The sequence below is a fragment of the Brevundimonas sp. ZS04 genome (assembly GCF_001956865.1).
GTDB classification, from domain to species: domain Bacteria; phylum Pseudomonadota; class Alphaproteobacteria; order Caulobacterales; family Caulobacteraceae; genus Brevundimonas; species Brevundimonas diminuta.
In genome coordinates this window covers 24,159-47,328 of record NZ_MTHE01000007.1, presented here as the reverse complement: position 1 = coordinate 47,328, position 23,170 = coordinate 24,159, and the positions used below count along the sequence as shown (strand labels likewise).

Genomic DNA, 23,170 nt, shown 5'->3' with positions numbered 1-23,170 from the left:
GCTCAAACCCGGGGACGCGCAGGACGTGGTGGTGCCCCCGCCCCCCTTCGTCGATGAAGCGACCTGGACGCTGGACGTCTGGCTTCTGGAGCGATGCCAAAGTCAAAAAATGGCGCACCTGTGACATGCCGCGCCATAGGCCAATGCTGACTCTTGGCGGACGTTCACGACGTCTGCTTGCGGCCCGGTCAATTCGCATCGGGTTCCTTCATGGCGAGGATTTCGCGTGTGCGGCGGGTGATGCCGTAGAGCATGCCTGGGGCGCTTTCGTCCCAGTCGATCGCCTGACCTTCGGCCTCCATGCCTAGCGTCTCGATATGATCAACGACGCCGCCGCCGTCGGGAATGGCGACGACATAGAGTTCGGGGTGGTCATGGCCGCTAAGGTAGAGGCGGCCGCCGGGACCCCATCCGCCGCCGGAAATGCTCATCGGCGCGATCCGCTCCAGGATGGACATGGGGAGGGCCCAGCTTTCGGTGCGCCGCCACTGATCATCGAAGCGGACCAGGGTGGTGTGGCGGTGGTCGCGCGGGGCCTCGCCGCCGCGCCCGTCATAGTTGGCGAACATGCCCCACCAGGCGCCGTCGTGACGCTCGATCCAGGTCAGGGAGCCGGTGCCCAAACCGAGAGCGACGCTGCGGACGTGACGCAGGTCCTGCGGATCGAAGACCTCGACCGTGCTGACGTGCGGCGTGCCGGGGAAGTTGGAGGCGGCGCAGACCAGTTCGGCGGCTATCAGCGTGCAGGAGTTGATGTGGGGGAAGCGCTTGGGATCGCCCGACCACGCGGCCTTCTTCTCGCCGGTCGCCTTGTCGTAACGGGTCAGGGACCAGTTGGAGACGGCGTAGACGTCGTTAGGACCGACGGCGACGCCTTGGCGCGCGTCGGACGGATAGCGGCGAACGGTCGCCAGTCGTCCGGCGAGGACGGGCGCCGACGGCTGGGCCTCAGGCGCCTGAGAGACGGACAGGGCGAGGGCGGCGAGGGCGGCGGTCAGCATGGCGGAGCTTTCAGACAGAAGGGCCGCCTTCCCGATCGAAAAGGCGGCTTGAGAGGCAGGATCAGAAACTGGCGGACAGGCCGATCCAGAAGGTGCGGCCGTATTCGGCGGATTCTTGCAGGTAGCCCTGGTTTGGGCCGGTCACTTCGCGACGACCGGCGTCGTTCAGGTTCTGCCCTTCGACAAAGACCGTCATGCCGTTGTCGAAACGCCAGCTGATCGAGGCGTCATACAGGTGACGGCCTTTCCAGTACTGATCGGCGTTGGGGATGGAGTCGTTGATCGTCTCCAGGAAGCCGCCGACGTAGTTGTGCGATATCCGCGCTTCCAGCGGCCCGCGCTGATAATAGATGGAGGCGTTGGTGGTGGTGTCCGGTTGCTGAAACAGGCCGGTGTGGCGCTCGCCCGCCGAGGTCAGGAAGGTGAACTCCGTGTCCAGGAAGGTGGCGTTGGCGCTGACGCCGAAGCCGTTGAACGGCGCCGGCAGCATGGTCAAGGCTTGCTGGAAGCCCAGTTCGATCCCGCGGATTTCGGCCGACTGGGCGTTCATCGGAGTGGAGACCAGCACGTCCTCCTTGCCCCGACCCACGTCCATGCGCTGCACCGAGCTGAGGGTGAAGATCTCGTTGTCGATCGACTTGGTGAAGACCGCCACCGAGATCAGGCCGTCCGTCGGATAGTATTCGAACGACAGGTCGAAGCCCTCGCTCTCGCGCGGCTCCAGATTGGGGTTGCCACGCGACAGGGCCGGCTGCGAGCCGTCGAAGCTCAGGCTCTCGCTGGCGGCCAGGGAGCCGAAGTCCGGACGGCCGATGGTGTTGGTCCAGGCGGCGCGCACCACCATGTCCTCGCGCACGTCCCAGCGCAGGTGGACGCTGGGCAGCCAGTTCTCATAGCCGCCCTCGTTGTGCGCCGGGGTCAGGACGCCGCCGGTGTTGCGGACGGCCTGGGACTCCACCTCGGTCTTCTCGTAGCGCAGCCCGCCCAGGACGGTGACGTCGCCCATCCGATAGCTGGCCTGGCCATAGGCGGCGTAGACGTCCTCGGTCACGTCATAGTCGCCGGTCGGCAGTGCGGTCGTGGCGATGAAGCGGTCGCGGTTGGCCTCAAAGAAGCTTTCGGCCAGACCGGCGTCGATGCGGGCGCCCAGGTCATAGCGGCCCTGGATCAGCTCGCTGGGGCCGCCCACGTCCACCTCGTCGAAGGTGAAGGCGAAGCCGGGCGCGGTTTTGTAGTCGGTGCGGCTGCTGGCGTAGGAACGGTCGCTGGAGCGGATCAGGCCGCCGAACTTCATCGTCAGGTTCCGCTCATGGCCGCCGTCGTCGAAGGCGGCGTTGAAGCGGGCCTGCACCGTGTCTTCATCGCTGGTGGTCAGGGACACGCGGCGCTGTTGCAGGTTGTAGAGCGAGGCGTCGCGAAAAGCGGCCGGATCGGTCGGCGTGAAGACCGGGAAGAAGTCCGACGTATCGTAGCTGAATCCGAAGTCGGAATGGACCGCCGTGCGGAACCCATACGAGGTGTTCGGCGTCTCCAGCGAGGCCTTGGAGTAGGAAAGGTCGCCGTCCAGCGTCCACTGGCTGGTGGCGTCCCACTGGAATCCGCTGCGGACCAGGCCGATCTCGCGCTGGGTGATCGGCTGGTTCAGGCCGACGAGGTTGCGTCCGGTCGCGAAGACGCCCGAAGTCTGCGTCTGGTTCGAGACGTTGCCGTTCGGCTCGGCGCGGAACTCGATGCGCTCCTCATCGTCCTCCATGCTGGCCCACAGGGCCGAGGCTTCCCAGCGGAAGGTGTTGGACGGGCGCCATTCCAGCTTTCCGTTCAGGCCTGAGCGCTGCTTGGTGTTGTTATACCAGAACAGGCGGTTCTGGGTCGGCACCTGGATGCCGTTGCCGGTCGCCGAGCCGGAGTCCACCGGCTTGCCGTCGGCATCGTATTCACGCACCGAGGGGGCGGCGACCTCGACCTGCGGAATGTCGTAGTCGAGCTGTTCGTGCGAGGCGCCGAACACCACGCCCCATTGGTCATTGGCGCCGAAGCGGCGACCAGTGGCGAAGCTCAGGCGATAGGACGGATCGTCGTTTCGCACGTCGCCGCTGCGCTCATAGACGCCGTAAGAGACCATGCCGTCGAAGAACGGGCCGTTGCGGTCAAAGGCGCTGCGGGTTCGCACATTGATGACGCCGCCGATGGCGTTGCCGTCGTTCTCGGGCGTCACCGTCTTGATGACTTCCAGGCGGCCGGCCATGACCGAGGGGACGATGTCCATCGGCACGGTGCGGGCGCTCTCGTCGACCGAGCCGACGAAGGCGCCGTCGATGGTGGTGCGGTTATAGGTCGAGGCCAGACCGCGCAGGATCGGCCAGCGCGGCTCGCCCTGGTCTTCCATGATCGACACGCCGGGGATGCGGCGCAGGGCAGCGGCGGTGTTGTGGTCCGGCAGCTTGCCGATGTCGTCCGAGGACACGGCGTCCATGACCTCGAACTGGCGGCGCTTGACGGCGATGGCGGCGCGCTGGGCTTCACGCTGGCCGGTGACGACGATCTCGCTGACTACGGTGGCGGCCTCGGCCGGGGCGTCCTGGGCGAGCGCCACAGCGGGCGATCCGAGGACGGGCGCGCAAAGCGCGGTGCTCGCCAACAGCCAGGCTGCGGCGCGACGAGAGGCGGTGGTCATGAAGGAATCCCCGGAAGCGTTACCAATGGCCGGGGCTAGACCGTTACCAAGAAGGACAAGTTTCAGAACGGCTGTTGTTCTGAAGCATTTCGACCAAGGACGTGTGATAACTTGTCCGCAACCGGAGTCTGCGGCGAGACACGCATCTATTTGTAGTCACGCCGCCACGCTTCCAGCACCGCGCGGGCATGCGGCAGGGAGCGAAACACGTCTCGTTCAGCAGCTCGTCACGCAGGCGCCCGTTGAAGCTCTCATTGAAGCCGTTCTGCTGAGGCTTGCCTGGTGCGATGTAGCGCCAGCCGACGCCAGTGTCGTCGGCCCAGGCCAGGACCGCATTCGAGGTGTATTCCGTGCCGTTGTCGCTGACGATGGTGTCGGGCCGCCTTTCGCTCATCTCGTAGGCAGCTTGCAGATAACCAGCCGCCGCGCGCCAGCCGGCGGGCGTCACCACTTTTTTCCCAGCAGGTCCTTCAGGGCCACGTTGTCCAGCATCGCGTCTGCCAACATCCGCTTGAGCCGGGCGTTCTCGTCTTCAAGCGTCTTCAGCCGCCGAGCCTCCGACACGTCGAGCCCGCCGAACTTGGCCTTCAATTTGTAAAAGGTCGCCGAGCTGACCCCGTGACGCCTACACACCTCCGCCGTCGTCACTCCGGCCTCCTGCTCCCGCAGGATCCCGATGATCTGTTTCAGTCTGGCGTATACGCCAGCCCTCAATCCGTGAACCCTGATCGCTTCATTCTGTCCGTCCTTCGTTAAGGGCGGACTCTAGCTATTCCTGGAGGAGTTTCAGGGGGTCACGTCAGGAAGTCTGAACCATCGCACCATTTGGGGGAGCCTGAAGCAGTCCGGACAAAAGGTGCCGGAAGGCCTCAACCGACCTGGCCATGACTGCACGCGGGTCGTCAGATGCGGCGATCCATAGCGCAGCGTTAAGCGCCGCGCCGTTGACCAGCCGCGCTGCGGCCACGGCGTCAATCGGCTTGACCGTGCCCACGTCAATCAATCTCTGGATCGTCTCGGTGGTCGTGCGCAGACAGGCCGTCTGGTTTGGCCAGCGTGAAGGATCGCCCAGCACGGCAGGTCCGTCCAACAACATGATCCGCTGGATCTCGGGCTCCAGCGCCATCTCGATATAGGCAACGCCCTCTTGCAGGAACGCCGCCCACGGAGTGTCGGCCTGACCCGCGGCCTCCCGCATCCGCGCCAGCATCTCGGCGTCGATCTGGTCTATGACAGCCTGCAGCAGGCCCTTCTTGTCGCCGAAATTGTGGTAGAGCGCGCCTCGCGTCAGGCCGGCGTCCGCTGTCAATTCGTCCATCGACGCCTCCGCATAGCCCTTCGTCGCAAAGGCGTGCCGGGCAGCCCGGATCAGACTGGCCTTCGTTTCCTCGACCATGTCCTTGCGCCGTCTGGCCATCGCTTCCTCCCTCACATACAGGCCGTATGTTAGTTGACATACGTTGCGTATGTCCTCATGTATTCACATACGAAGCGTATATCAATGGAGATCCCGATGCCCCAACGCGATGCAGTCTTCCCTGCCGGTCGGCAGGCCCTTTACGAAATCAACGGCTACTCCGCGGCCATCCGCTCTGGCGACCTCCTGTTCGTTTCGGGCCAGGTCGGCAGCCGGGAGGACGGATCCGCCGAGCCCGACTTCGAACAGCAGGTCGAACTGGCGTTCGCCAATCTCGCTGCCGTGCTGAAGGCCGCTGGCTGCGACCTCAACGACATCGTTGATGTCACGACCTTCCACACTGATCCCGAGGCGCAGTTCGGTACGATCATGGCGGTCAAGAACAAGGTCTTTGGCGTGCCGCCTTATCCGAACTGGACGGCCGTCGGCGTGAACTGGCTTGCGGGTTTCGATTTCGAGATCAAGGTCATCGCCCGCATTCCGGACCCTGTGTGATTTGGAAATTTCGGAAGCGACACCAGGGTCGCAGGATGTCGCCTAGTCGGCTGAAGGCGCGAGTCTGCTGTTGGCGCGTCGGCGACATCAACCTAACAACTATCTGACTCAACGCAGAACCAGAGGCGTGAGGAGGGTGATGATATGCCGAGTTCTTGGCCCTTGCGCCGCGTCTACTAAGCCGCCGGCGCAGACCGAGGAGGCCTTAGGCGTCTGCGCCTATCGCCGTCTCCTGTTCGACTGAGGCTTCCCCGCCGAGCGCTTCGTAGCGGCGCTCGGCAAGCCATTGGAGGCGCCGCGCTTGCGTTTGAAGCACGCGTCGAAGGCCGCCCTGGACCTTCCGCTCTGAGATTACTTGCGCCAGTCGCGAGATGATCAAGGCTCGACGCGCGATCCGGAAGTCCGGATGCGACCGCAGTTCATAGACCCGATCCGAGACGATGCGCCCGCGCAGCGACGGCGGCGGCTCTACGGCGAGCAGGCCGGGTGGCGGATCCTTCTCGTTGAGGATCGCCTTGAAATTGGAGCGCTCGACGGCCTGTTCCGTGATCAGCCGCTCTAGAGCGTCCAGGCGCTGTTTGGCGGTTACATCCCTGCCGCCGACGGCCTGAAGCTCGGGCAGGGGCCAAACCTCGATTTCATAGACCTCGAACGGATCCAGCACTGACATGGCGACGGCGTCCGTGCGCTGGTTGGTCAGGTGCCGGCGGATGCGGGTCCGCAGCATCTCATTGGTCTGGCCCACATAGATCGGCTCGCCGTCGTAGTCGAAGAAGGCGTAGACCCCCCACTTGTAGTTGCCGACCCTGACCTTATGGCCTGCAGGATCGTCAAAGGGCGTATCTAGGAAGGCCGCGAGATTGGCGCGCAGGTCCTCCGTTTCGAACGGAGGTAACTGGGAGGCGTCTCTATCCCTAGCGTCGATCACCATTGGGGGTCAGGCCGCTTTGCGCAGGGCGCTGGCTGTACCCAGCAGCGGCTCGAACACATGCTGCGCCAAGTGGCGGACCACGGGGACGGCCACGCCGTCACCGGTCAGGTGATAGGCCTCATTGTAGCGGCTGGGCAGGACATAGCTGTCGCTCAGGCCCATTAGGCGAGCGGTCTCGCGAGACGAGATCAGGCGCGAGCGGACGCGATGACCATCGACAACCATGATGATTTGTCGACTGGAGCCGCCTGCTGGGGTGCGCAGGCAGCCAGCGATGTCATCAAACCGGACCTCAGCGCGCTGAACCTTCTGCCCGGTCTCGTCGAAACGGGTTCGACGATAGACGCCGCCGACCATACGGCGCCCGGCGCGCTTGGCCGCTTCCACCTTCGCCAAGTTCACCGGCGACATCATATCGAGGAGCTTCTTGGTTTCGGCCTGATTGTGCCAAGGCACGCTATCGGGATCATCTTCGATGACGTCGGCGAAGGTGCTAGCCCGCCGTTCAGGCGTTGGCACATTCCACCAGACGAGCTTGTCAGCTACCTCAGCCGGGAGGCTCGAAACCGCCTTCTTCAAAGCTCGGGTGTGGAATGGCTCGATAGGCTCAGGCGAAACCAGTTCTGGCGCAATATCCAGGTCCGCACGTACGCCGATGACAAACAGCCTCGGGCGAGATTGCGGCACGAAGAGATCTGCGTTGATCACCAGGGCCCCGAACCGATAGCCGGCGTCCGCATAAGTCTTGCACATCGCTTGGAAGTCAGCGCCGCCATGGGAGGTCAGGGCGCCGCAAACATTCTCCACGGCGACCATGGCTGGCGCGCGGCCTTCGGCAGCCAGTCCGCGGATGATGTCCCAAAAGGCGTAGAAGGTGCCCGAGCGCTCTCCGGCTAGGCCTTTGCCGACGCCAGCCAGAGAGAGATCCTGGCAGGGGAAGCTGCCCCACACGAGGCCAGGGGATCCTGGAAGATGCTCGGCTTCGAGAGCACGAATATCGCCGACCGTCAGCTCCCCGCCGGTGCCCCAGTTCGCCTGATAGGCGAAGCCCTTCTTTGCGTCGAAGTCGTTGGCGAACAGGCAGGTCCAATCATCGCCCAGACCTGCGCGCGCCATGCCGCCGCCCGCGAAGAACTCATAGAAGGACTGGTCGACGTTTAGCGCGGCCATGCGGGTCTCCAACGCGTATTGAGATCTGCGCTCCTGCCATGAGGAGACGGGCGAGATTCGCACATGGAGACATGTTGGCGGGCTGGTGCGGGATCGTCCAGTTCTTTGTTTGTTCGCCTCGGGGCGGGTCTTAGGATTCTGGTGATTGGGCGGGCAGCCATGCAGATACCTGTCGGCTTAAAAGGACCGGTGGCTTCGTGGAAAGCGCCATGACCTTGGGACAAGCCGCCGCAGGGCGTGGCGAACCCGCTCGGAGCACGCTAGGGCGGCCGTCATTGGACCGGCCGGGCCGGTCGCGCCTCGGCCGGCCGGCTCACACCGGCGCGAAGTTGTTGCATCCTTTGCGACCGAAGGTGTCGCAAAGGGTCTCTATCTCCCCTCTCAGCAAAGACGTGAGGACCCATGAGACTGAGGGTAGTGGATTTCGAGACGACCGGCGCTGAAGGCAGCGAGGTCATCGAGGCAGGGTTCGTGGATGTCGAGCGGTGTGAGGGCGGCTGGCGCATTGGCGAGCCGCAATCCCAGTTCTTCAGTCCCTCTGGCGTCGTTGGCGTCCAAGCCCGTGCGGTTCACCACATCCCAGACGCGGCGCTCCAAGGCGCGCCTCGATCATCACCTGAGGCGGTTGAGCGGTATCTGACTCAAGGCGAGGGCGTCGACGCCCACGTCGCTCACAACGCTGTTTTTGAATGCAGCTTCCTGCCGCGCTTGGCGAAGTCGCCCTGGATCTGCACCGCTAAGACGGCGCGACGCGCTTGGCCCCAAGCGCCCGGCTATTCCAATCAGGTGCTTCGCTATTGGCTAGAGCTGAACCTGGATCCGACGGTCGCTCTCCCAGCGCATCGCGCGGGACCGGACGCGTATGTGACGGCGCACATCCTGCAAAACCTTCTGCAAACGGAGACCGTTGCGACGCTGCTGGAATGGACGACTCAACCGGCAGTCGTCAGTTTCGGCAAACACAAAGGCAGGCCGTGGGACGAAGTTCCGTCGGCCTATCTCCACTGGATGATGGGGGAACAGGACATGTCCGAACATCGGCTGGCCGCGGCGCGGCGCGAACTGGATCGGCGCGCTACAGATTTGGCTATCCATGAGGCCGCGCAATGACCGCGCGGCTCCACCTGATTTGTCGGGATGCGCAGGGCGTGACCTGTCTTGATCCCAAAGAAGCCCTCTACCGAAGCGAGGCGTGGGCGCTGACGACAGACGAGATCAGCGCGCTGGATGGCGGCCGGCTCTACCTGCACCAGACCAAGACGGAGCCGGCCTATTTTGGTGGGACGGTGGTCGGCGCTGAGCCGCTAGCGAGCGTCGACGGACAGGCCCAGCGTTACGCCGTGACCTTAAAGGCTGACCGCGAAGCTAAGGGCGTGGCCTGGGACGAACGGGGCCGCTCGCATGGGATGGCGTGGTCATCCGGCGTGGTGAAGGACTGAGCGTGTCGGGTATTCACCGCGCTGAGAAAGCCGCTTGGGCCGCCGTGGAGCTTGGTCGCAGCCTTTTCGGAACGCCAAGCCGTCAGAATGACAAGATGGCGGAGTGGCGCTTGAAGGGCGGCCTCGTCGTCAACATCCATCGCTACGGCAAGACCCTCGTCAATGTGTTGGCGGCTGGCCGTCCTGTGAGGGCTAATGGCGAGATCGATCTTGAGAGTGGACGCAGCTCGCCCGGCCGAGGGCCAACCAACTCAAACCACTCTGCCTAGATTAAGCAGGGACCGACCCGGGCGACGCAAGCGCGCCTTGATCAGCTGCCGCAGCTCGAGCGGTTTCTCAAAGATCTCGTGGACGACGCAGGGGCGCCGGCGACGGAAAAATCGACTGGCCGCCTGCCTCCAATCCCGAGCCAACCTCCTGTCCGAACGGCTGAACTTATGACCCCGCGCAACATCATCCTCTACGGCCCGCCAGGAACCGGTAAAACGTACGAGACCGCCGCGCTGGCCCTGGAGCTCTGCGGCGAACCCCAGCTCACCGAGCGAAACGCGGTGATGGCGGCCTACGCCAAGCTGGTCGCTGCCGAGCGGATCGCCTTTGTGACCTTCCACCAATCTTACGGCTACGAGCAGTTCGTCGAGGGACTGCTGCCGAAGACTGGCGGTGGGGACGCGGACGCGGAAGGTGAGGGGCCGGGGTTCCGGCTCGAGCCGGAAGCGGGCGTGTTCAAGCGGCTCGCGGACAAGGCGCGGGCAAGCTCAAGCGCTAGTGCGGATATGTCAGCCGAGGTGGCGCGTCTGAAGGGCAAGCGGGTCTTCAAGATGTCGCTGGGTCGCGCAGACCAGACTGAGGTCTATCAGCGCTGCATGGACGAAGGCGTCATCCTGCTCGGATGGGGTGGCGATGAAGACTGGTCGGACCCAAAGTACGTCGCCTACGACGAGGTGTATAAGCGCGGCCGCGAGCTCGACGCTGAAGCGACAGGCAACTCCGGTCACATCTCCCAGCTCTGGGCGCTGCGCGGAAACATGCGGATCGGAGATTTGGTCATTGTCTCGGACGGCAACTCGCGCTTCCGGGCCATTGGCGAGGTCACAGGCGACTACAAGTTCGAGCGCTCCCCGGACGGGTTCAATCACAGCCGAACGGTTCGGTGGCTCAAGGTCTTCGACCAGTCACTCGATGTGGCGACCATCTTCGATGGTCAGTTTACCATGCGCTCGCTCTATCAGCTCGATCCCAAGCGCTTGAAGCTTGAGCGGCTCGCCGGCGTGCTCAGCCAGAGCGAGCAGGGGGAGAACCCCGCCGCCCTGCTGCCGCATGTGATCATCATCGACGAGATCAATCGCGCTAACGTCTCCAAGGTGTTTGGCGAGCTGATCACCTTGATCGAAGCGGACAAGCGCCAGGGCATGCGTAACGCTCTGGAGGTGACGTTGCCTTATTCCAAGGAGCCGTTCAGCGTTCCGGCGAACCTGCACATCATCGGCACGATGAACACCGCCGATCGCTCGATCGCCCTGCTCGATACGGCTCTGCGTCGCCGCTTCGAGTTCCGTGAACTAATGCCTCGGCCGGATCTGCTCTCGGTGGTGGAAGGCGTCGACCTCAAGGCTTTCCTTAGCGGGCTGAACGACCGGATCGAATACCTGTTCGATCGCGATCATCAGATTGGCCACGCTTTCTTCATGGGATGTACGTCGCGCGAACACATCGACCAGGTGATGACCCAGAAGGTCATTCCGCTGCTCGTGGAGTATTTCTACGAAGACTGGGAGAAGGTCCGGCTCGCGCTTGGCGAAACCCAGGATGACGGGCGCTTCATCCGCCGGACCAAGCTGCGGCGCCCTGGCGCTTTGGACGACGCCTTCGACGACGATGATCGCTGGCGCTACCAGGTCCAGCCCAAGTTCTCAGATGACGCATACCGGATCGGCTGATGGTGTCGATCGCGCTAAGCGAATGGGAGCACTTGCCGATCCGCGCTGACGGCGCGGATCGGTCGGTGACGCCCGATCAAGCTGATCAACTGATCGCTGGTGCGATCGCTGTGGAGCGCAAGCTAGGGATGGGATCAGGTGAGGGCGCCAGTGTTCTGGTCCGCACCCATAAGGCGTTGTGCGCTCGTCAGGTGGTGGGCGTTCTGGCGACGGCCGAGACCGACCTAGAGATCATGCCCAAGATCGACACGCTGGGCGAACAGGGCGTGCGCAACGTCCTGGTTCATATGCTGGCCAGGGCTTGGGATCTGCCCATCTCCGATGGCGAGGCGGCGCTGTTCAGTCAGCAGGAGAAGACGCTTCTGGAGGTCCTCATCCGGCTCTTCTGCGAGCGCCTCTTCAAGGCCGTGCACCGCGGGTTGTCTCGCCGCTACCTGGATCATGAGGAGGACCTGCCAAGCCTCAGAGGGCGGTTGGATATCCAGCGACAGTTTTCGGCCAACATCGTCACGCCGAACCGGCTGGCCTGTCAGTTTTCTGAGCTCAGCGCGGACATTGCGCTGAACCAGATTCTCAAAGCGACGGTGGCTCAGCTGTCCAAGGTGTCTCGCTCGATGCGGAACCGTCGATTGTTGATGGAGCTGGAGCTCGCGTTCGCCGACATCAGCCGGATGGGGCCGGATCGACTGCCCTGGGATCGGGTCCATCTCGATCGCACCGACACGCGCTACAAGGATCTGTTCCAACTGGCGCGGGCGCTCATGCAGCGCCGCTGGCAAACAACGACCACCGGTAAGCAGGCCGGCACAGCGCTCATGTTCGAGATGAACACCCTGTTCGAGGACTTTATCGGCCGGCATGTTCGCTCGAGCGGGCGCGCGAGCGGGCGATCGGTGAGCCTGCAGGGGCCGCGCCACTTCATTCTGAAAGATGAGAAGGGGGCGCCGCGGTTTGCGACCAAGCCAGACATCGTGGTGAAGGGCGCCGAAGGCATCCACATCATAGATACTAAGTGGAAGCGGCTCGTCTCTGCCGACGTCGACACCAAGCGCGGCGTCAGCCAGGCCGACGTCTATCAGATGCTGGCCTACGGCCAGGTCTATGAGGCCAAGAGGCTGACCCTTCTGTATCCTCACCACCGGGGCCTGGGCCAAGAGGCTGGCGTCGTCGCAACCTTCGCCATGCCCCAGACCGGCGTGAAGCTGGAGATCGCGACAGTGGATGTGGCGCTGCTGAAGTCCGTTCCGGCGCAGTGCTTGGATTTGATGTGCTGGCCGAGCGCGCCCGCTATTGCCGTGGCGAGTTGAGCTGAGGCGTGCTGGTCTGACCGTACTCCGGCGCCGGCGGCGGCGGCAGGTTGAAGCGGCTTGGCGTTTGGCCTCTCAGCCACATCGGGAGGGAGTCGAGCTCCTCTGGCCCAGGCTCGAAATACTCTTCCATCACGAAAGGCAGTGCGCCCAGGCGCTCCATGGTCCCCATCAGCTCGCTGAGCCAGCCGGCATAGGCCCAGTCCCGTCCTCGACCGCTTTCGCAGATCGCGCCAAAGCGCGTGATGAACTTTTCGGCGAGCTGTCGGGCCGTATCTGTGTGCGCGTCGTCCCAGCCGAAGTAGCTGGACTGACTGGCGCTCGAGTAGACCGCGAAGCGGTCGAGATCGAGGTCGGCGCTGTAGGCGCCGTTGCGATGAGAGAATAGCCCGGCGGGGCCAATCGCGACGCGATAGGCGAGGGGATAGAAGTAGGGCATCACGCGCAGGCGCTGATAACCCAAACGGTGAAGCTCGCAGACCATGCGGATCACGCGCTGGCTGCGTCGAACCGCGGCGTCCTTTTCATAGGTCATCGCGTCGGCTCCATAGCCGCCTTGGCCTTCCGAAGATCATAGCGCTTCGGCGGCGCGCCAGGTCCGCGCGGGGCAGGCAGAGTGAGCGGCTCATCAGTTTCGGCGTCTGCCCAAAGTGCGGCAATCTTGCGATGCAGGTTCGAGCGGTCTCTAGCGTGCTCAGCCTCCCAGAACGGTTGGTAAGCGTCCAGGAACATCGGGTAGGTGAAGACGCTCGGCATGAGATCCAGAAACAGGCCGAGCTCCTGACGACGTTGTCGGATGTTCTGATGCGCATCTGCGACAATCCGGTCGTGATCGAAGGCGAGGCCGTTTGCCTGCGCGACCGGACGCCATTCGAAGCGCTTCGCGTCCGAGCCGGCCTTAGGCTGGCATCGCTCGGCATGGACAAACGTCCAATAGGCGATCGAGACATAGCGGCCACGCGGATCGCGGTCCGCCGCCCCATAGGCGCCGAACTGATGTAAGGTGAACGGCGTCACGCCCGCTTCTTCTTGGAGTTCGCGAAGCGCGCAGTCCTCTAGCGTCCAGTCGATGTCATCTCGGTGGTCTCCGGAGGCGGCGGCCAACTCGATGCGGGGCTCGCCGACCTTCAAGAATCCGCCGGGAAGGGCCCAGCCTAAGGGCGCTTCTTTTCGCTCAATCAGCAGAACCTCGAGGCGCCCTTCGTAAAACCGCAGGGTGACGACATCGGTGGCGATGGACGGGCGGGGATGCGCATAGCTCGGCATAAGTGTTTCATTGACACGAATTAAAATGTGTGGCAACTACCACAAATGATCTGAGGGGAGAAGTGCATGGTCAGGACCAGTCAAACCGATCCGATTGAAGTCGCGGAGGTGTTGTGCGGCGCAGGGGTGATCGGGGTGACCTTCTGTCCTGGCAAGAGCGGCCCCAGCGTCTTTGGCGCGCCATGGGCGCGGGACCTTCAGCGGGATGTGGCCGCCCTGAAGGACTGGCGCGCGGGCGTCGTTTTGACCCTCATCGAGGACCACGAGTTCGAGCTCCTGAATGTGCCAGCTCTTGGCGAGGCCGTACGCGACGCCGGCATGGTCTGGCTGCATGCGCCCATTAAGGACATGGGTGCTCCCGATGAGCGGTTTGAGCGGCGGTGGTCGGTGTTCGGGCATGTGATCCGCTCCAAGCTCCTGCACGGTGACCGGGTCGTTATTCACTGCCGTGGAGGTCGCGGACGCGCCGGCATGATCGCAGCGCGGCTGATGGTCGAACTGGGGTCTGCTGCTGAGGACGCAATGGCTCAGGTGCGTCTCGCGCGTCCGGGCGCAATTGAGACCGCCGCGCAAGAAGCGCACGTACGTCAGGTGCAGCCCATCCAAACCCATGACCGGGACGAGCGCGTTCTCGGCTGCCTGTTCGGCGGAGCAGTTGGCGATGCGTTCGGCTACGCCGTAGAGTTCGATCATCTCTCGGAGATCCAGGCGAAGTTCGGTCCAGAGGGGCTGACCGTCCCACAACTCAATAACGGACAGCTGCGCGTCAGCGACGATACGCAGATGACCTTGTTCACGGCTGAGGCGCTTGGCCGCTCCAAAGGGCAACATGACTGCGTCGAGGAGTGCAGGCAGGCCTACCTGCGTTGGTATGAGACCCAAGCCCTGGGCGGTTCGGCCACAGGAAGGGAAGGGCTTCAACGGTATTCCTCGCTCTGGGCCCGTCGAGCCCCGGGCAACACCTGCATGTCTGCACTCGCGGCGGGCGGTCGTGGGAGCGTCGAGGCTCCGATCAATGGATCTAAGGGCTGCGGCGGCGTGATGCGCACCGCACCGATCGGGCTGGTGGGATGGACGGCCACGACCGCCTTCGATCTTGGCATCGCCGCCTCCGCCCTAACCCACGGACACCCCAGCGGCTACTTCAGCGGTGGGGCGATGGCGGCGATCGTTAGGGCCGTGATAGCGCGGCAGGGACTGATAGCAGCGAGCGAGGAGGCTCTGACGCTTCTGGGAGAGCGGGCGGGGGCTAAGCAAACCGCTGAGGCTCTCAGCCAGGCGATCACCCTCGCTCGCACATCGACAGCTCCAAAAGGCGTGATCGCCAGCGGCGCCCTTGGAGAGGGTTGGGTCGGAGAAGAGGCGCTCGCGATCGCGGTCTATGCGGCGCTCGCGGGGTCTAGCTTCGAGGAAGTGATGGCCTTGGCTGCGAACCACGATGGCGACAGCGACTCGACAGCCTCGATCGCGGGTCAGCTCGTGGGCGCCTGGTTCGGGCTGGGCCACGTCCCTTGGGCATGGATCGAACCGCTCGATGCGTTCGACGCGATCTGCGAGGCGGCGACGGATCTGCTCTTGGCCGCGAACCTCAATCAGCCCGAGGGAGGTCTGCATGCTTGAGCGGCGCGCTTTGGAGATCTGGGAAATCGTCCAGGCCTACGACACGCCCTACGAATGGGCGGTGGGGCCAAAGGCCCGGGCTTCACTGGATGATATCCTCGGCGAAACTGCGAACTGCTGGGCGGACGCTGATGCGGCGACGACGAACCGAAAACTACGCGAGCTGCTGACGAGCGCGCTGAACGATCCGAATACCGACCACGACAAGGCAGGGCGGATCTATGGCTGGATCGTCGCGGACTGGGGCGGCGTGCGCCGCAATCGGCAGGCGGTCGAGGCATGGTCTCAGCCAGCGAACGGCTGGCACGGCCACTATGGCGACGACGTCCTGTTGGCTTTCGCCGACCGGGTCGGCGCAACGCGCATCTCATCCTGGAGCAAGGTCTTCGCGTTCGCGGCGCCGGATCGGCATGCGATCTACGATAGCCGCGTGGCCGTCGCGTTGAACCTCGCACTTGAACAGCTCGGCGAAACCGACCGGTTCTTCATGCCGCCCTCGCGGATCGTCCGGGATAAGGATGGCGTGCCGCGACCGAATGCCGTGGCTCGAGCAAGGGCAAGGCTGCGGGGCGGTGAGCGGCTGGGGTACCGCGAGTATTTGGCGTGGCTGACTGCCGTACGGGCTCAGTCGGCCGGCGTGGATTTCCTGACGATCGAGGCTTCGCTGTTTGCTAATGCCCCGCGGATGGCTGAGGCGCTGGGGGCCACCTAGCTCAGGCCTTCAATAGTACTCTCGAACATAGGCGTAGGCCTTTTCAAAGAGGTCTGAGTCTTGGTGGAGCTGATAGCGAAGCAGCGTTCTCCTGAGCGCTTGTTTGACTTCGCGTTCTCCGGCGTGAGTCGTCTGCCAGCCTGCAAAGCGAACGGCGCGAACGATCTCATCAATGTCGTCGACGACACGTGAGACCATCACGGGTGTCCCGCCATTCTTGGACTCTTCGAATAGCGCGGTGAGGGCCGCCTTGCCGGCATCAATCTCGGGCTCGTCCGACGTCTCGCGTTCGGCCCGGACGACATCCTTGGCCAGAGCCAAGAGCTCTTTCAGAAAATCGATCGACATCAGAAGCCCCTGCTGATGCCTTGCACGCAGGTCTTCGAGACGTTCGCCGAGGGCTTTGAAGTTCGGATTGCCGCTATGCTTCCGGAGCCGACCATCCAGCTTGATGACAATCTCTTTCGCCTTTTTGCCCGGGTCGGGATCACCCAGCACTGCCTGAAGCAGGTCCGCGTCTAGAACGATCGTGTCCAGGTCGTCCCTGATCGCGTCCACGTGAACGTTGGCGTGGATGATTTCGAGCGTCTTGGCGCCTAGGCTGTGCCACAGCAGTTTGCCGGTTCCGGTCGAGGGCTTTAGGGACTCGTAGACCTGGCCAAGCCACCGGTAATCGGTCTCAAACTCTGACAAGATCGGATCAGGAGATAGCGCCTCCCAGATCCGCGCCAGGATCGTGAAATCCGCTGCAAACCTGTCCCGAACCTCATTGTTCGGGACGCAGTCTTGCGCAGCGATTAGGCCCTGATAGCCGCCGACAGTCCGATCGACGTCCGCAAAGTAGGCGAGGCAAGTCTGTATCGCTCCAGGAAGGGCCGCTGCGAGTTGAGCGATATTCGAGACAGCCTTCTTGACGCCCTGTTCATCGAACTGCAGCGCCTGAGCGACGTCGTCAAAAACGCCGAGATAGTCGACGATTAGGCCGTGGGTCTTCTGTTGCCCATAGGGTCGGTTCGTCCGGCAGATGGCCTGCAGCAGCGTGTGATCGCGCAGAGGCTTATCCAGGTACATGGTCTGAAGGATCGGCGCGTCAAAACCGGTCAGCAGCTTTGCCGTGACGATCAGGATCTTCAGTGGGTCCTTCGGGTCACGGAAGCGGTCGAGTAGCTTTTCTTCAGCGTCCCGATCTCTCTTGTAGGCGGCGTACTCAGGCTCGTTGGCGCTGACCGACATGACGATGTCGGACGTTTCCGGGGCAAGAAACTGATCCAGGGCTTGCTTATAGAGCAGGCAGCTGGCGCGATCGTAGGTGACGACCTGGGCACCAAAGCCGTTCGGCGCGACCTTGGTTTGGAAATGCGCAGCGATGTCGGCGCAGATGGCGTTCACCCGCGCGGGCGCCTTGACGAAGTTGGCCATGCTAGCTGCAGCTTGGCCGAGCTTGTTCCGTTCCTCGTCGGTCAGGTGGGCGGTGGTCGCCTCGTACGCCTCAGCGATCGCCTCTTGATCGATGTGCAGGTCAATCAGACGAGGCTCGAAGTGAAGTTCCTTCGTCGCCCCGTCGCGGATCGAGTCTTCCAGATCGTAGCGGCTCAAATAGCCATTCTGGTCCTCTTCCGCGCCGAACGCATAGAAGGTGTTCTTGTCGGCGCGGTTAATCGGCGTGCCGGTCAGCCCGAACAGGAAGGCATTCGGAAGAGCGTCTCGCATGCGCCGACCGAGATCGCCTTCCTGGGTGCGGTGCGCCTCATCGACAAGGACCACGATGTTGGAGCGATCGTTCAACACGCCGTCCGCTTCGGCGAACTTGTGGATCGTCGTGATCACGACCTTGCGGGCATCGCCGGCGAGAATGTCTTCCAGTTCTTTGCGGCTCTCCGTTCGAACCAGGTTCGGTATATCCGCGGCGTAGAAGGTGCCAGCGATCTGGCTGTCCAAGTCAATCCGGTCGACGACGATCAGGACCGTAGGGTTTTTGAGGGCGGGGTGCAGGCGCAACTTGCGCGCGCAGAACAGCATGAGGAGGGACTTACCAGATCCCTGGAAGTGCCAGATCAGGCCCTTTTTGGGATGACCCGCGACCACTCGGCCAACCATCTTGTTGACGCCGTCGACCTGTTGGTAGCGAGCGATCAGCTTGATCCGCTGCTTGCCCTTCAACGTCGCGAAAGCTGTGAAACTGTCCAGCATGTCGAGAACCATGGCGGGGCTCAGCATTGAGAAAACCGCCTTCTCGACTTCCGTCAGGGACTGTTTCCCAGCCTCATTCCTCCAGGGCCCCCATAGATCGACCGGCAGTCTGATTGAGCCGTATCGGAACTCCTTACCCTCGGTTGCTACCGAGAAGACATTCGGAACGAACAGCTCCGGAACGTTGGGTTCGTAGTCGTCGTGGATCTGCAGAGCCGCATCGAACCAGCTTTGGCTCGATCGCACAGGCGTCTTGGCCTCAATCACGACGAGCGGGACGCCGTTGACGAGCAGGATTAGGTCAGCGCGCTTTTCGGTCTTGCCGGCCCGGAACGTGAACTGCTGAGTGACGACGAAGCTGTTGTTCTCGACGTCCGCGAAATCGATCAGGCGGACGGTGACGTGTTCTCCGTTCGGACCAAAGGGCATGGAGCGTTCACCGAGCAGCCAGGCTGCGAACTCTTCGTTCGCCTTCACCAGCCCGTCCGACCGCGCGCCCATGACGATGGCGCGCAGGCGGTAGAGCACGTCATCGGCTCGGCCGGGATTGGCGGCGATGTCGGGGTTTAGGCGGATTAGGGCGTCGCGCAGATGAGGTTCGGTCAGCACCTCTTGCGGCTGGCGGGGAAGGTCGGCGGGGGCGACGTAATGCCAGCCGAGGCCCGCGATCTTGCCGCCCGCGCGGGCGAGGCCGATGGAGAGTTGCGCCGGGCGGGCCGAGGCCGCGCCCGTGAGAAGGTCGCGCAGATGGGCTTCGACGGTGTTGGATTCGTTAAACAAGCGCTGCCTCCAGAATCTTCTTCTGTAACGCCTGTGCGCTGGCCTTTCGCTCTTGTAGCGCTCTTACGCGCAAGACGAACTTATCTCTCAAAGACGACAGCTCAGCCTGTAGTTCGCGGTCTGGAATTGCGAAGAGCAATCGCTTTTGAGTCGTGATCGGAACTTGGTTTCGCGTGCTCTGGCGCATGATTGTGCTCAACTGGTACTTAAAGACGGAACTCTCCAAAAACCAGCGCAGATAGTCTGGATCGAGATTCTCAGAGTTACACCGATAATATGTGGTCGAGGTGCTGGCGACGATAGGAGTGGGCCATTCAGGCAGGCGCGTAACTCGACCAACGGTGGCGTTGTGGGAAAGCACGATATCCCCGGTCTGGGCTGGCGGGATACGCAAAGCATTCGCTCTTTCTGGCCGGATGCGACGACAGGTTTCCAGATCAATTTCACCGTCATCTGTGATGTCCGTGGCCGACAGGTACGGATATCCGACAGAGCCTAACTCAGAAGCGGTCGGATATTGCGACCCATGGTTTCCGTCTTGCAAGGCTGCAAGATACCCGAAGTCCAGCAGATCCTGCCCTGTCAGGATGCGCCAGCCATCTTCAGGTTTTGCCTTGGCCAGATCTGGCTTCCCTTCCGGAAGGTTTAGCGGACGACTTATTACTTCTTTCTCGGTAGCGGCCTTGGTGGCAATGAGTGCATCAATTGCCGCATCAAACGCATATTTGATCGCTTCGCTTGCCGACAGCACCTCCACCAACCGCGCCTGCTCCTGGATCGGAGGCAGCAGGAACTCGAAGCTGGCGAGGCTGGTCCAGTTGGTGCGCGGCGACAGCGATCCGGCCGAGGTGCCGACAGCATGATCGAAGAAGGCGTCGGTCTGGCACAAGAAGGGCAGCAGTTCCGGCATCAACCGGTCGTTCGCAGGTTCCAGCACATAGATGTCGCCGGAACAGACACCTTCGAAATCCGCCACCGCCACCTTGCGCTGATAGGCGCGGCGCTTGCCGAACAGAACCTGACCGGGCTTGAACAGTGTGGTGAAGGTTGTGCCATCTGCCACGTCGCCCCAGCGCCGGATGCGCAGGTCGCCGGGCTCGATATGCTCCAGCCCGACAACACGTTCGATCCCGGCCGCCTCGGGGTCGGACACCCGCGCTTTTGACAGGCGCACTACGTCGCCAAAGGCCGCGCGCGTCCACCCTGCCTTGGAAATAGGCCGCTCAAGCATCGGCATCCTCCGCAGGCGTCAGGCCATCGAGCATGTCCACCAGCGCGTCCATGCCCGACCAGAACTCACGCCCGTCCTCGTCAAACGCCGCCCAGGTCGCCGCCAGCGTGGCACCACCCGCCACCGCGGCCTTGGGCCGCTTCACATAACGGGCAATCGACAGGTTGCCGTCTGCCACCAGCACATCGGCCACCTCCGCCACCGCGGCAAAGCCGGGATCATCGGCAAAGGCATGATAGGCCGACAGGATGCGCGCCTGATGGTCAGGGCGCAGAAAGCTTTGCGCCCGTTCGCGCGCAATCTCGGCCACCGCGTCGATGAACAGGATGCGCCCCTTGCGGGCCTCGGGCTTCTGCGACCGGCAGATCACCACACAGGCCTCCATCGGCGAGTTATAGAACAGACCCGGCCCCAGCCCCAGCACGCATTCGACCCGGTCAGATTCGACCAGCCTGCGCCGCATCTCCGCCTCTTCATTGCGGAACAGCACGCCATGCGGAAACAGGATCGCGCAGCGCCCGATTTCAGGGTGCATCGACGACAGGATGTGCTGGAAGAAGGCGTAATCCGCCCGCCCCTGCGGCGGGGTGCCAAGGAAGTTGCGCCCCCAGGCATCCTGCTCCCACGCGCCGCGGTTCCATTTCTTGATGGAATAGGGCGGATTGGCCAGGACCACGTCGAAGGTGCGCAGCCGGTCGCCCTGCACGAAGGCGGGCGTGGCCAGCGTGTTGCCGCTGGCGATGTGGAAATCGTCCACGCCATGGATGACCAGGTTCATCCGCGCGATGGCGGCGGTGATGGTGATCAGCTCCTGCCCGTAGAGGCCGGTGGTGCGGATGTCGCCCCCGCGCCGCTTCACCTCGGCCAGGCAGGAGATCAGCATGCCGCCGGTGCCGCAGGTCGGGTCATAGATGCTCTCGCCCGGCTGGGGTTCCAGCATCTGTGCCATCAGATGGACGAGGGTACGGTTGGTGTAGAACTCCTGCGCGGTGTGGCCGCTGTCGTCGGCGAACTTCTTGATCAGGTATTCGTAGCCGTTGCCAAGCTCGTCCTCGGGCACGGCGGCAAGGGTAAGGTCGTGCTTGGAGAAATGCTCGATCAGGTTCTTCAGCGTGCTGTCGGGCATCTGGGCCTTGTCGGTCCAGTTCGCGTTGCCGAAGACGCCCTGCAGGCGTTCGGGGTTGGCGGCTTCGATGGCGAGGAAGGCCGACAGCAGCGCCCGGCCGACGTCGCGCGGGGCGGCGCGCACATCGTTCCAGTGCGCGCCTTCGGGGATCACAAAGCGGTCGTTGGCGGTGGCGGTGGCGTAGCCTTCGTCGCCGGTTTCGTCGAGTGCATCCTGATAGTCGCCGTCCCAGACATCGGACAGGCGTTTGAAGAACAACAGCGGGAAGATGTACTGCTTGTAGTCGCTTGCATCTATGAGCCCGCGCAGCAGGGTGGCGGCGCCCCAGAGATAGCTTTCGAGTTCGCGCTGGGTCAGCCCGCTCATTGCAGCCACCCTCCTTCGACCAGAACCTTGCGCAGGTGGTCCTCGGCCACCCGAGCGTCGGCCAGAGCGGTCTTGAACGCCTCGACGGCTTCGGGCAGCGGCAAGATGTCTTGGCCGATGGGCGGCAGAACGTAGCGCGAGATGTTCAGCGTCCAGCCTTCCTTTTTGATTTCGTCCAGTGACGTGACCTTGGCGCGATCCTCGACACTCTCGAAGGCTCGGTACCAGTTGACGATCTGGTCGCTGTGCTCCTGATCGAGGAAGTTCTGCGCCCGACCTTTGCGAAAGAGGCTTGAGGCGTCGATGATCAGAACCTTGCCCTTGCGAGCGTCGGGCTTGTTGCGGCGGAGAATGACGACGCAGCCGGCCAACTGAGTTCCGTAGAAGAGGTTTGGGGCCAGGCCGATGATGGCTTCAATCAGATCGTTTTCGAGAAGGGCCTGGCGAATGTCGCCTTCGGCGGACTTACGGAACAGGGCGCCTTGAGGGAGCACCACCGCCATGCGGCCGTCCCCAGTCATCGCTGTTGACGCGAGCATATGTTGGACAAACGCATAGTCGCCATAGCTTTCGGGAGGGATCCCGTACTTCGCTCGTCCCCAAGGATCGGCTTCCCAGAGCTCTCGCCCCCATTCCTTTAACGAGAAGGGTGGGTTGGCGATGACGCAGTCGAACGTGGCCAACCCGCCGGTGCTGGAGTCAGTGAACGCGGGACTTCTAAGCGTGTCCTCGCGCGCAATTTCGAAGTCTTCGATCCCGTGCAGGACGAGGTTCATACGCGCGATTGCGGACGTCGTGAGGTTTCGTTCCTGCCCGTAGATCTTGCCGTAGAAGGTGCGGGCGTCACCGCCCTTGCGTTTGACGTGTTCGATCGCTCCCAAGAGCATGCCGCCGGTTCCGCAGGTTGGATCGTAGATGCTTTCGCCCTCTTTAGGGTCGAGGATCTCAACCATCATGTTGACGACGCTGCGAGGGGTATAGAACTCGCCGGCCTTGTTGCGACGGGTGACGTCGGCGAACTTTCCGACGAGGTATTCATAGGCGTCGCCAAGCACGTCCGTGCTGACTGCTGAGTTGCCCAAGGCGATCGATGAAAATCCGTCGATCAGATCATTCAGCAACTCGTCGGTGAACTTCTCTTTGTTTCCCCAGTCGGCCGATCCGAACACGCGATAAAGAGTCTCAGGGTTTGCACGCTCGATCTCCTGCATCGCTTTTTGCAGGGCCGCGCCGACATTGGTCACAACTGCCCGAATGTCGCGCCAGTGACACCCTTCGGGCACCTGAAATCGATGCGCTTCGGGATACTGCGAGGGATCGACATCGCCGTACAACGCAACGGCTCCAGCGGTCTCTTCATCCCAGCAGTCGGAGATCCGCTTCAGGAAGATGAGCGGGAGGATATAGCCCTTCCAATCTGTGCGATCGATCGCTGAACCGCGCAGAGTGTTGGCCGCCTCCCATAGCGTCGAGCGGAGCTCAGAATTCTGGACGGTGTCAGTCAT

The 23,170-nt window shown here is 63.0% G+C and carries 18 protein-coding genes and 1 pseudogene; 7 read left to right on the top strand and 12 right to left on the bottom strand.

Annotated features, from left to right (window positions below; translation table 11 throughout):
* Window positions 1-188 precede the first annotated feature (188 nt).
* The 4 genes and pseudogenes from BJP32_RS10500 to BJP32_RS10480 all read right to left on the bottom strand — a co-directional run bounded on the left by BJP32_RS10500 (window position 189) and on the right by BJP32_RS10480 (window position 5,092).
* Window positions 189-1,001, bottom strand: a complete 813-nt coding sequence (locus BJP32_RS10500) for a hypothetical protein (protein ID WP_076224013.1) — start codon at window positions 999-1,001, stop codon at window positions 189-191.
* A 61-nt stretch (window positions 1,002-1,062) separates the two neighbouring features.
* Window positions 1,063-3,675 (bottom strand): TonB-dependent receptor, encoded by a 2,613-nt coding sequence (locus tag BJP32_RS10495; RefSeq protein WP_076224011.1) that lies wholly within the window; start codon window positions 3,673-3,675, stop codon window positions 1,063-1,065.
* A 152-nt stretch (window positions 3,676-3,827) separates the two neighbouring features.
* Window positions 3,828-4,365, bottom strand: a pseudogene (locus BJP32_RS16935) (integrase core domain-containing protein); the annotation flags it as partial.
* 109 nt (window positions 4,366-4,474) lie between these two features.
* Window positions 4,475-5,092 (bottom strand): TetR/AcrR family transcriptional regulator, encoded by a 618-nt coding sequence (locus tag BJP32_RS10480; protein ID WP_076224007.1) that lies wholly within the window; start codon window positions 5,090-5,092, stop codon window positions 4,475-4,477.
* A gap of 96 nt (window positions 5,093-5,188) precedes the next feature.
* Between BJP32_RS10480 and BJP32_RS10475 the strand changes: the two genes are divergently transcribed.
* Window positions 5,189-5,587: a RidA family protein gene (locus BJP32_RS10475; RefSeq protein ID WP_076224073.1), complete on the top strand. Its 399-nt coding sequence runs from the start codon at window positions 5,189-5,191 to the stop codon at window positions 5,585-5,587.
* A 205-nt stretch (window positions 5,588-5,792) separates the two neighbouring features.
* Here BJP32_RS10475 and BJP32_RS10470 read toward each other — a convergent pair whose 3' ends face one another.
* Window positions 5,793-6,518 carry a GIY-YIG nuclease family protein gene (locus tag BJP32_RS10470; RefSeq protein WP_076224006.1) on the bottom strand — a complete coding sequence of 242 codons (726 nt, stop codon included), beginning with the start codon at window positions 6,516-6,518 and terminating at the stop codon, window positions 5,793-5,795.
* Between the two features lie 6 nt (window positions 6,519-6,524).
* Window positions 6,525-7,688, bottom strand: a complete 1,164-nt coding sequence (locus BJP32_RS10465; RefSeq protein WP_076224004.1) for a DNA cytosine methyltransferase — start codon at window positions 7,686-7,688, stop codon at window positions 6,525-6,527.
* 417 nt (window positions 7,689-8,105) lie between these two features.
* Here BJP32_RS10465 and BJP32_RS10460 point away from each other — a divergent pair, with 417 nt between their 5' ends.
* The 4 genes from BJP32_RS10460 to BJP32_RS10445 all read left to right on the top strand — a co-directional run bounded on the left by BJP32_RS10460 (window position 8,106) and on the right by BJP32_RS10445 (window position 12,374).
* The gene (locus tag BJP32_RS10460; RefSeq protein WP_158043308.1) at window positions 8,106-8,798 is read left to right on the top strand and encodes an exonuclease domain-containing protein; all 693 of its coding nucleotides are present in this window, start codon (window positions 8,106-8,108) and stop codon (window positions 8,796-8,798) included.
* Window positions 8,795-9,127, top strand: a complete 333-nt coding sequence (locus BJP32_RS10455) for a hypothetical protein (RefSeq protein ID WP_076224001.1) — start codon at window positions 8,795-8,797, stop codon at window positions 9,125-9,127. Before BJP32_RS10460 ends, BJP32_RS10455 begins: the two co-directional genes overlap by 4 nt.
* A 437-nt stretch (window positions 9,128-9,564) precedes the next feature.
* The gene (locus BJP32_RS10450; RefSeq protein WP_076223999.1) at window positions 9,565-11,067 is read left to right on the top strand and encodes an AAA family ATPase; all 1,503 of its coding nucleotides are present in this window, start codon (window positions 9,565-9,567) and stop codon (window positions 11,065-11,067) included.
* Window positions 11,067-12,374 carry an McrC family protein gene (locus BJP32_RS10445; RefSeq protein WP_076223997.1) on the top strand — a complete coding sequence of 436 codons (1,308 nt, stop codon included), beginning with the start codon at window positions 11,067-11,069 and terminating at the stop codon, window positions 12,372-12,374. Before BJP32_RS10450 ends, BJP32_RS10445 begins: the two co-directional genes overlap by 1 nt.
* On the opposite strand, the gene BJP32_RS10440 is transcribed toward BJP32_RS10445, so the two are convergent.
* Together BJP32_RS10440 and BJP32_RS10435 are read right to left on the bottom strand one after the other, a co-directional pair.
* Window positions 12,355-12,909: a hypothetical protein gene (locus BJP32_RS10440; RefSeq protein ID WP_076223995.1), complete on the bottom strand. Its 555-nt coding sequence runs from the start codon at window positions 12,907-12,909 to the stop codon at window positions 12,355-12,357. The genes BJP32_RS10445 and BJP32_RS10440 overlap by 20 nt on opposite strands.
* Window positions 12,906-13,640 carry an NUDIX domain-containing protein gene (locus BJP32_RS10435; RefSeq protein WP_076223993.1) on the bottom strand — a complete coding sequence of 245 codons (735 nt, stop codon included), beginning with the start codon at window positions 13,638-13,640 and terminating at the stop codon, window positions 12,906-12,908. The genes BJP32_RS10440 and BJP32_RS10435 overlap by 4 nt, the downstream gene beginning before the upstream one ends.
* Before the next feature lie 66 nt (window positions 13,641-13,706).
* On the opposite strand from BJP32_RS10435, the gene BJP32_RS10425 reads away from it, so the two are divergent.
* Window positions 13,707-15,260: an ADP-ribosylglycohydrolase family protein gene (locus BJP32_RS10425; RefSeq protein ID WP_083673966.1), complete on the top strand. Its 1,554-nt coding sequence runs from the start codon at window positions 13,707-13,709 to the stop codon at window positions 15,258-15,260.
* Window positions 15,253-15,972 (top strand): hypothetical protein, encoded by a 720-nt coding sequence (locus BJP32_RS10420; protein WP_076223991.1) that lies wholly within the window; start codon window positions 15,253-15,255, stop codon window positions 15,970-15,972. Before BJP32_RS10425 ends, BJP32_RS10420 begins: the two co-directional genes overlap by 8 nt.
* A 9-nt stretch (window positions 15,973-15,981) precedes the next feature.
* Here the strand turns inward: BJP32_RS10420 and BJP32_RS10415 are convergent, their stop codons facing one another.
* Genes BJP32_RS10415 through BJP32_RS10400 form a run of 4 tightly spaced genes read right to left on the bottom strand, consistent with a single transcriptional unit; the run spans window position 15,982 to window position 23,170 of the window.
* On the bottom strand, window positions 15,982-18,942 hold the full coding sequence (locus tag BJP32_RS10415; protein WP_076223989.1) for a type I restriction endonuclease subunit R: 2,961 nt from the start codon (window positions 18,940-18,942) through the stop codon (window positions 15,982-15,984).
* Complete coding sequence (locus BJP32_RS17510; RefSeq protein WP_198935283.1) at window positions 18,935-20,173, bottom strand: hypothetical protein; 1,239 nt, start codon at window positions 20,171-20,173, stop codon at window positions 18,935-18,937. Before BJP32_RS17510 ends, BJP32_RS10415 begins: the two co-directional genes overlap by 8 nt.
* Window positions 20,166-21,665: a class I SAM-dependent DNA methyltransferase gene (locus BJP32_RS10405; RefSeq protein ID WP_076223987.1), complete on the bottom strand. Its 1,500-nt coding sequence runs from the start codon at window positions 21,663-21,665 to the stop codon at window positions 20,166-20,168. Before BJP32_RS10405 ends, BJP32_RS17510 begins: the two co-directional genes overlap by 8 nt.
* Complete coding sequence (locus tag BJP32_RS10400; protein WP_076223985.1) at window positions 21,662-23,170, bottom strand: type I restriction-modification system subunit M; 1,509 nt, start codon at window positions 23,168-23,170, stop codon at window positions 21,662-21,664. The genes BJP32_RS10405 and BJP32_RS10400 overlap by 4 nt, the downstream gene beginning before the upstream one ends.

Bases quoted from the DNA above. Each gene is read 5' to 3' on its own strand.
- BJP32_RS10500 (WP_076224013.1), bottom strand. From the start codon at position 1,001: ATGCTGACCGCCGCCCTCGCCGCCCTCGCCCTGTCCGTCTCTCAGGCG.
- BJP32_RS10495 (WP_076224011.1), bottom strand. From the start codon at position 3,675: ATGACCACCGCCTCTCGTCGCGCCGCAGCCTGGCTGTTGGCGAGCACC.
- BJP32_RS10480 (WP_076224007.1), bottom strand. From the start codon at position 5,092: ATGGCCAGACGGCGCAAGGACATGGTCGAGGAAACGAAGGCCAGTCTG.
- BJP32_RS10475 (WP_076224073.1), top strand. From the start codon at position 5,189: ATGCCCCAACGCGATGCAGTCTTCCCTGCCGGTCGGCAGGCCCTTTAC.
- BJP32_RS10470 (WP_076224006.1), bottom strand. From the start codon at position 6,518: ATGGTGATCGACGCTAGGGATAGAGACGCCTCCCAGTTACCTCCGTTC.
- BJP32_RS10465 (WP_076224004.1), bottom strand. From the start codon at position 7,688: ATGGCCGCGCTAAACGTCGACCAGTCCTTCTATGAGTTCTTCGCGGGC.
- BJP32_RS10455 (WP_076224001.1), top strand. From the start codon at position 8,795: ATGACCGCGCGGCTCCACCTGATTTGTCGGGATGCGCAGGGCGTGACC.
- BJP32_RS10450 (WP_076223999.1), top strand. From the start codon at position 9,565: ATGACCCCGCGCAACATCATCCTCTACGGCCCGCCAGGAACCGGTAAA.
- BJP32_RS10445 (WP_076223997.1), top strand. From the start codon at position 11,067: ATGGTGTCGATCGCGCTAAGCGAATGGGAGCACTTGCCGATCCGCGCT.
- BJP32_RS10440 (WP_076223995.1), bottom strand. From the start codon at position 12,909: ATGACCTATGAAAAGGACGCCGCGGTTCGACGCAGCCAGCGCGTGATC.
- BJP32_RS10435 (WP_076223993.1), bottom strand. From the start codon at position 13,640: ATGCCGAGCTATGCGCATCCCCGCCCGTCCATCGCCACCGATGTCGTC.
- BJP32_RS10425 (WP_083673966.1), top strand. From the start codon at position 13,707: ATGGTCAGGACCAGTCAAACCGATCCGATTGAAGTCGCGGAGGTGTTG.
- BJP32_RS10420 (WP_076223991.1), top strand. From the start codon at position 15,253: ATGCTTGAGCGGCGCGCTTTGGAGATCTGGGAAATCGTCCAGGCCTAC.
- BJP32_RS17510 (WP_198935283.1), bottom strand. From the start codon at position 20,173: ATGCTTGAGCGGCCTATTTCCAAGGCAGGGTGGACGCGCGCGGCCTTT.
- BJP32_RS10405 (WP_076223987.1), bottom strand. From the start codon at position 21,665: ATGAGCGGGCTGACCCAGCGCGAACTCGAAAGCTATCTCTGGGGCGCC.
- BJP32_RS10400 (WP_076223985.1), bottom strand. From the start codon at position 23,170: ATGACTGACACCGTCCAGAATTCTGAGCTCCGCTCGACGCTATGGGAG.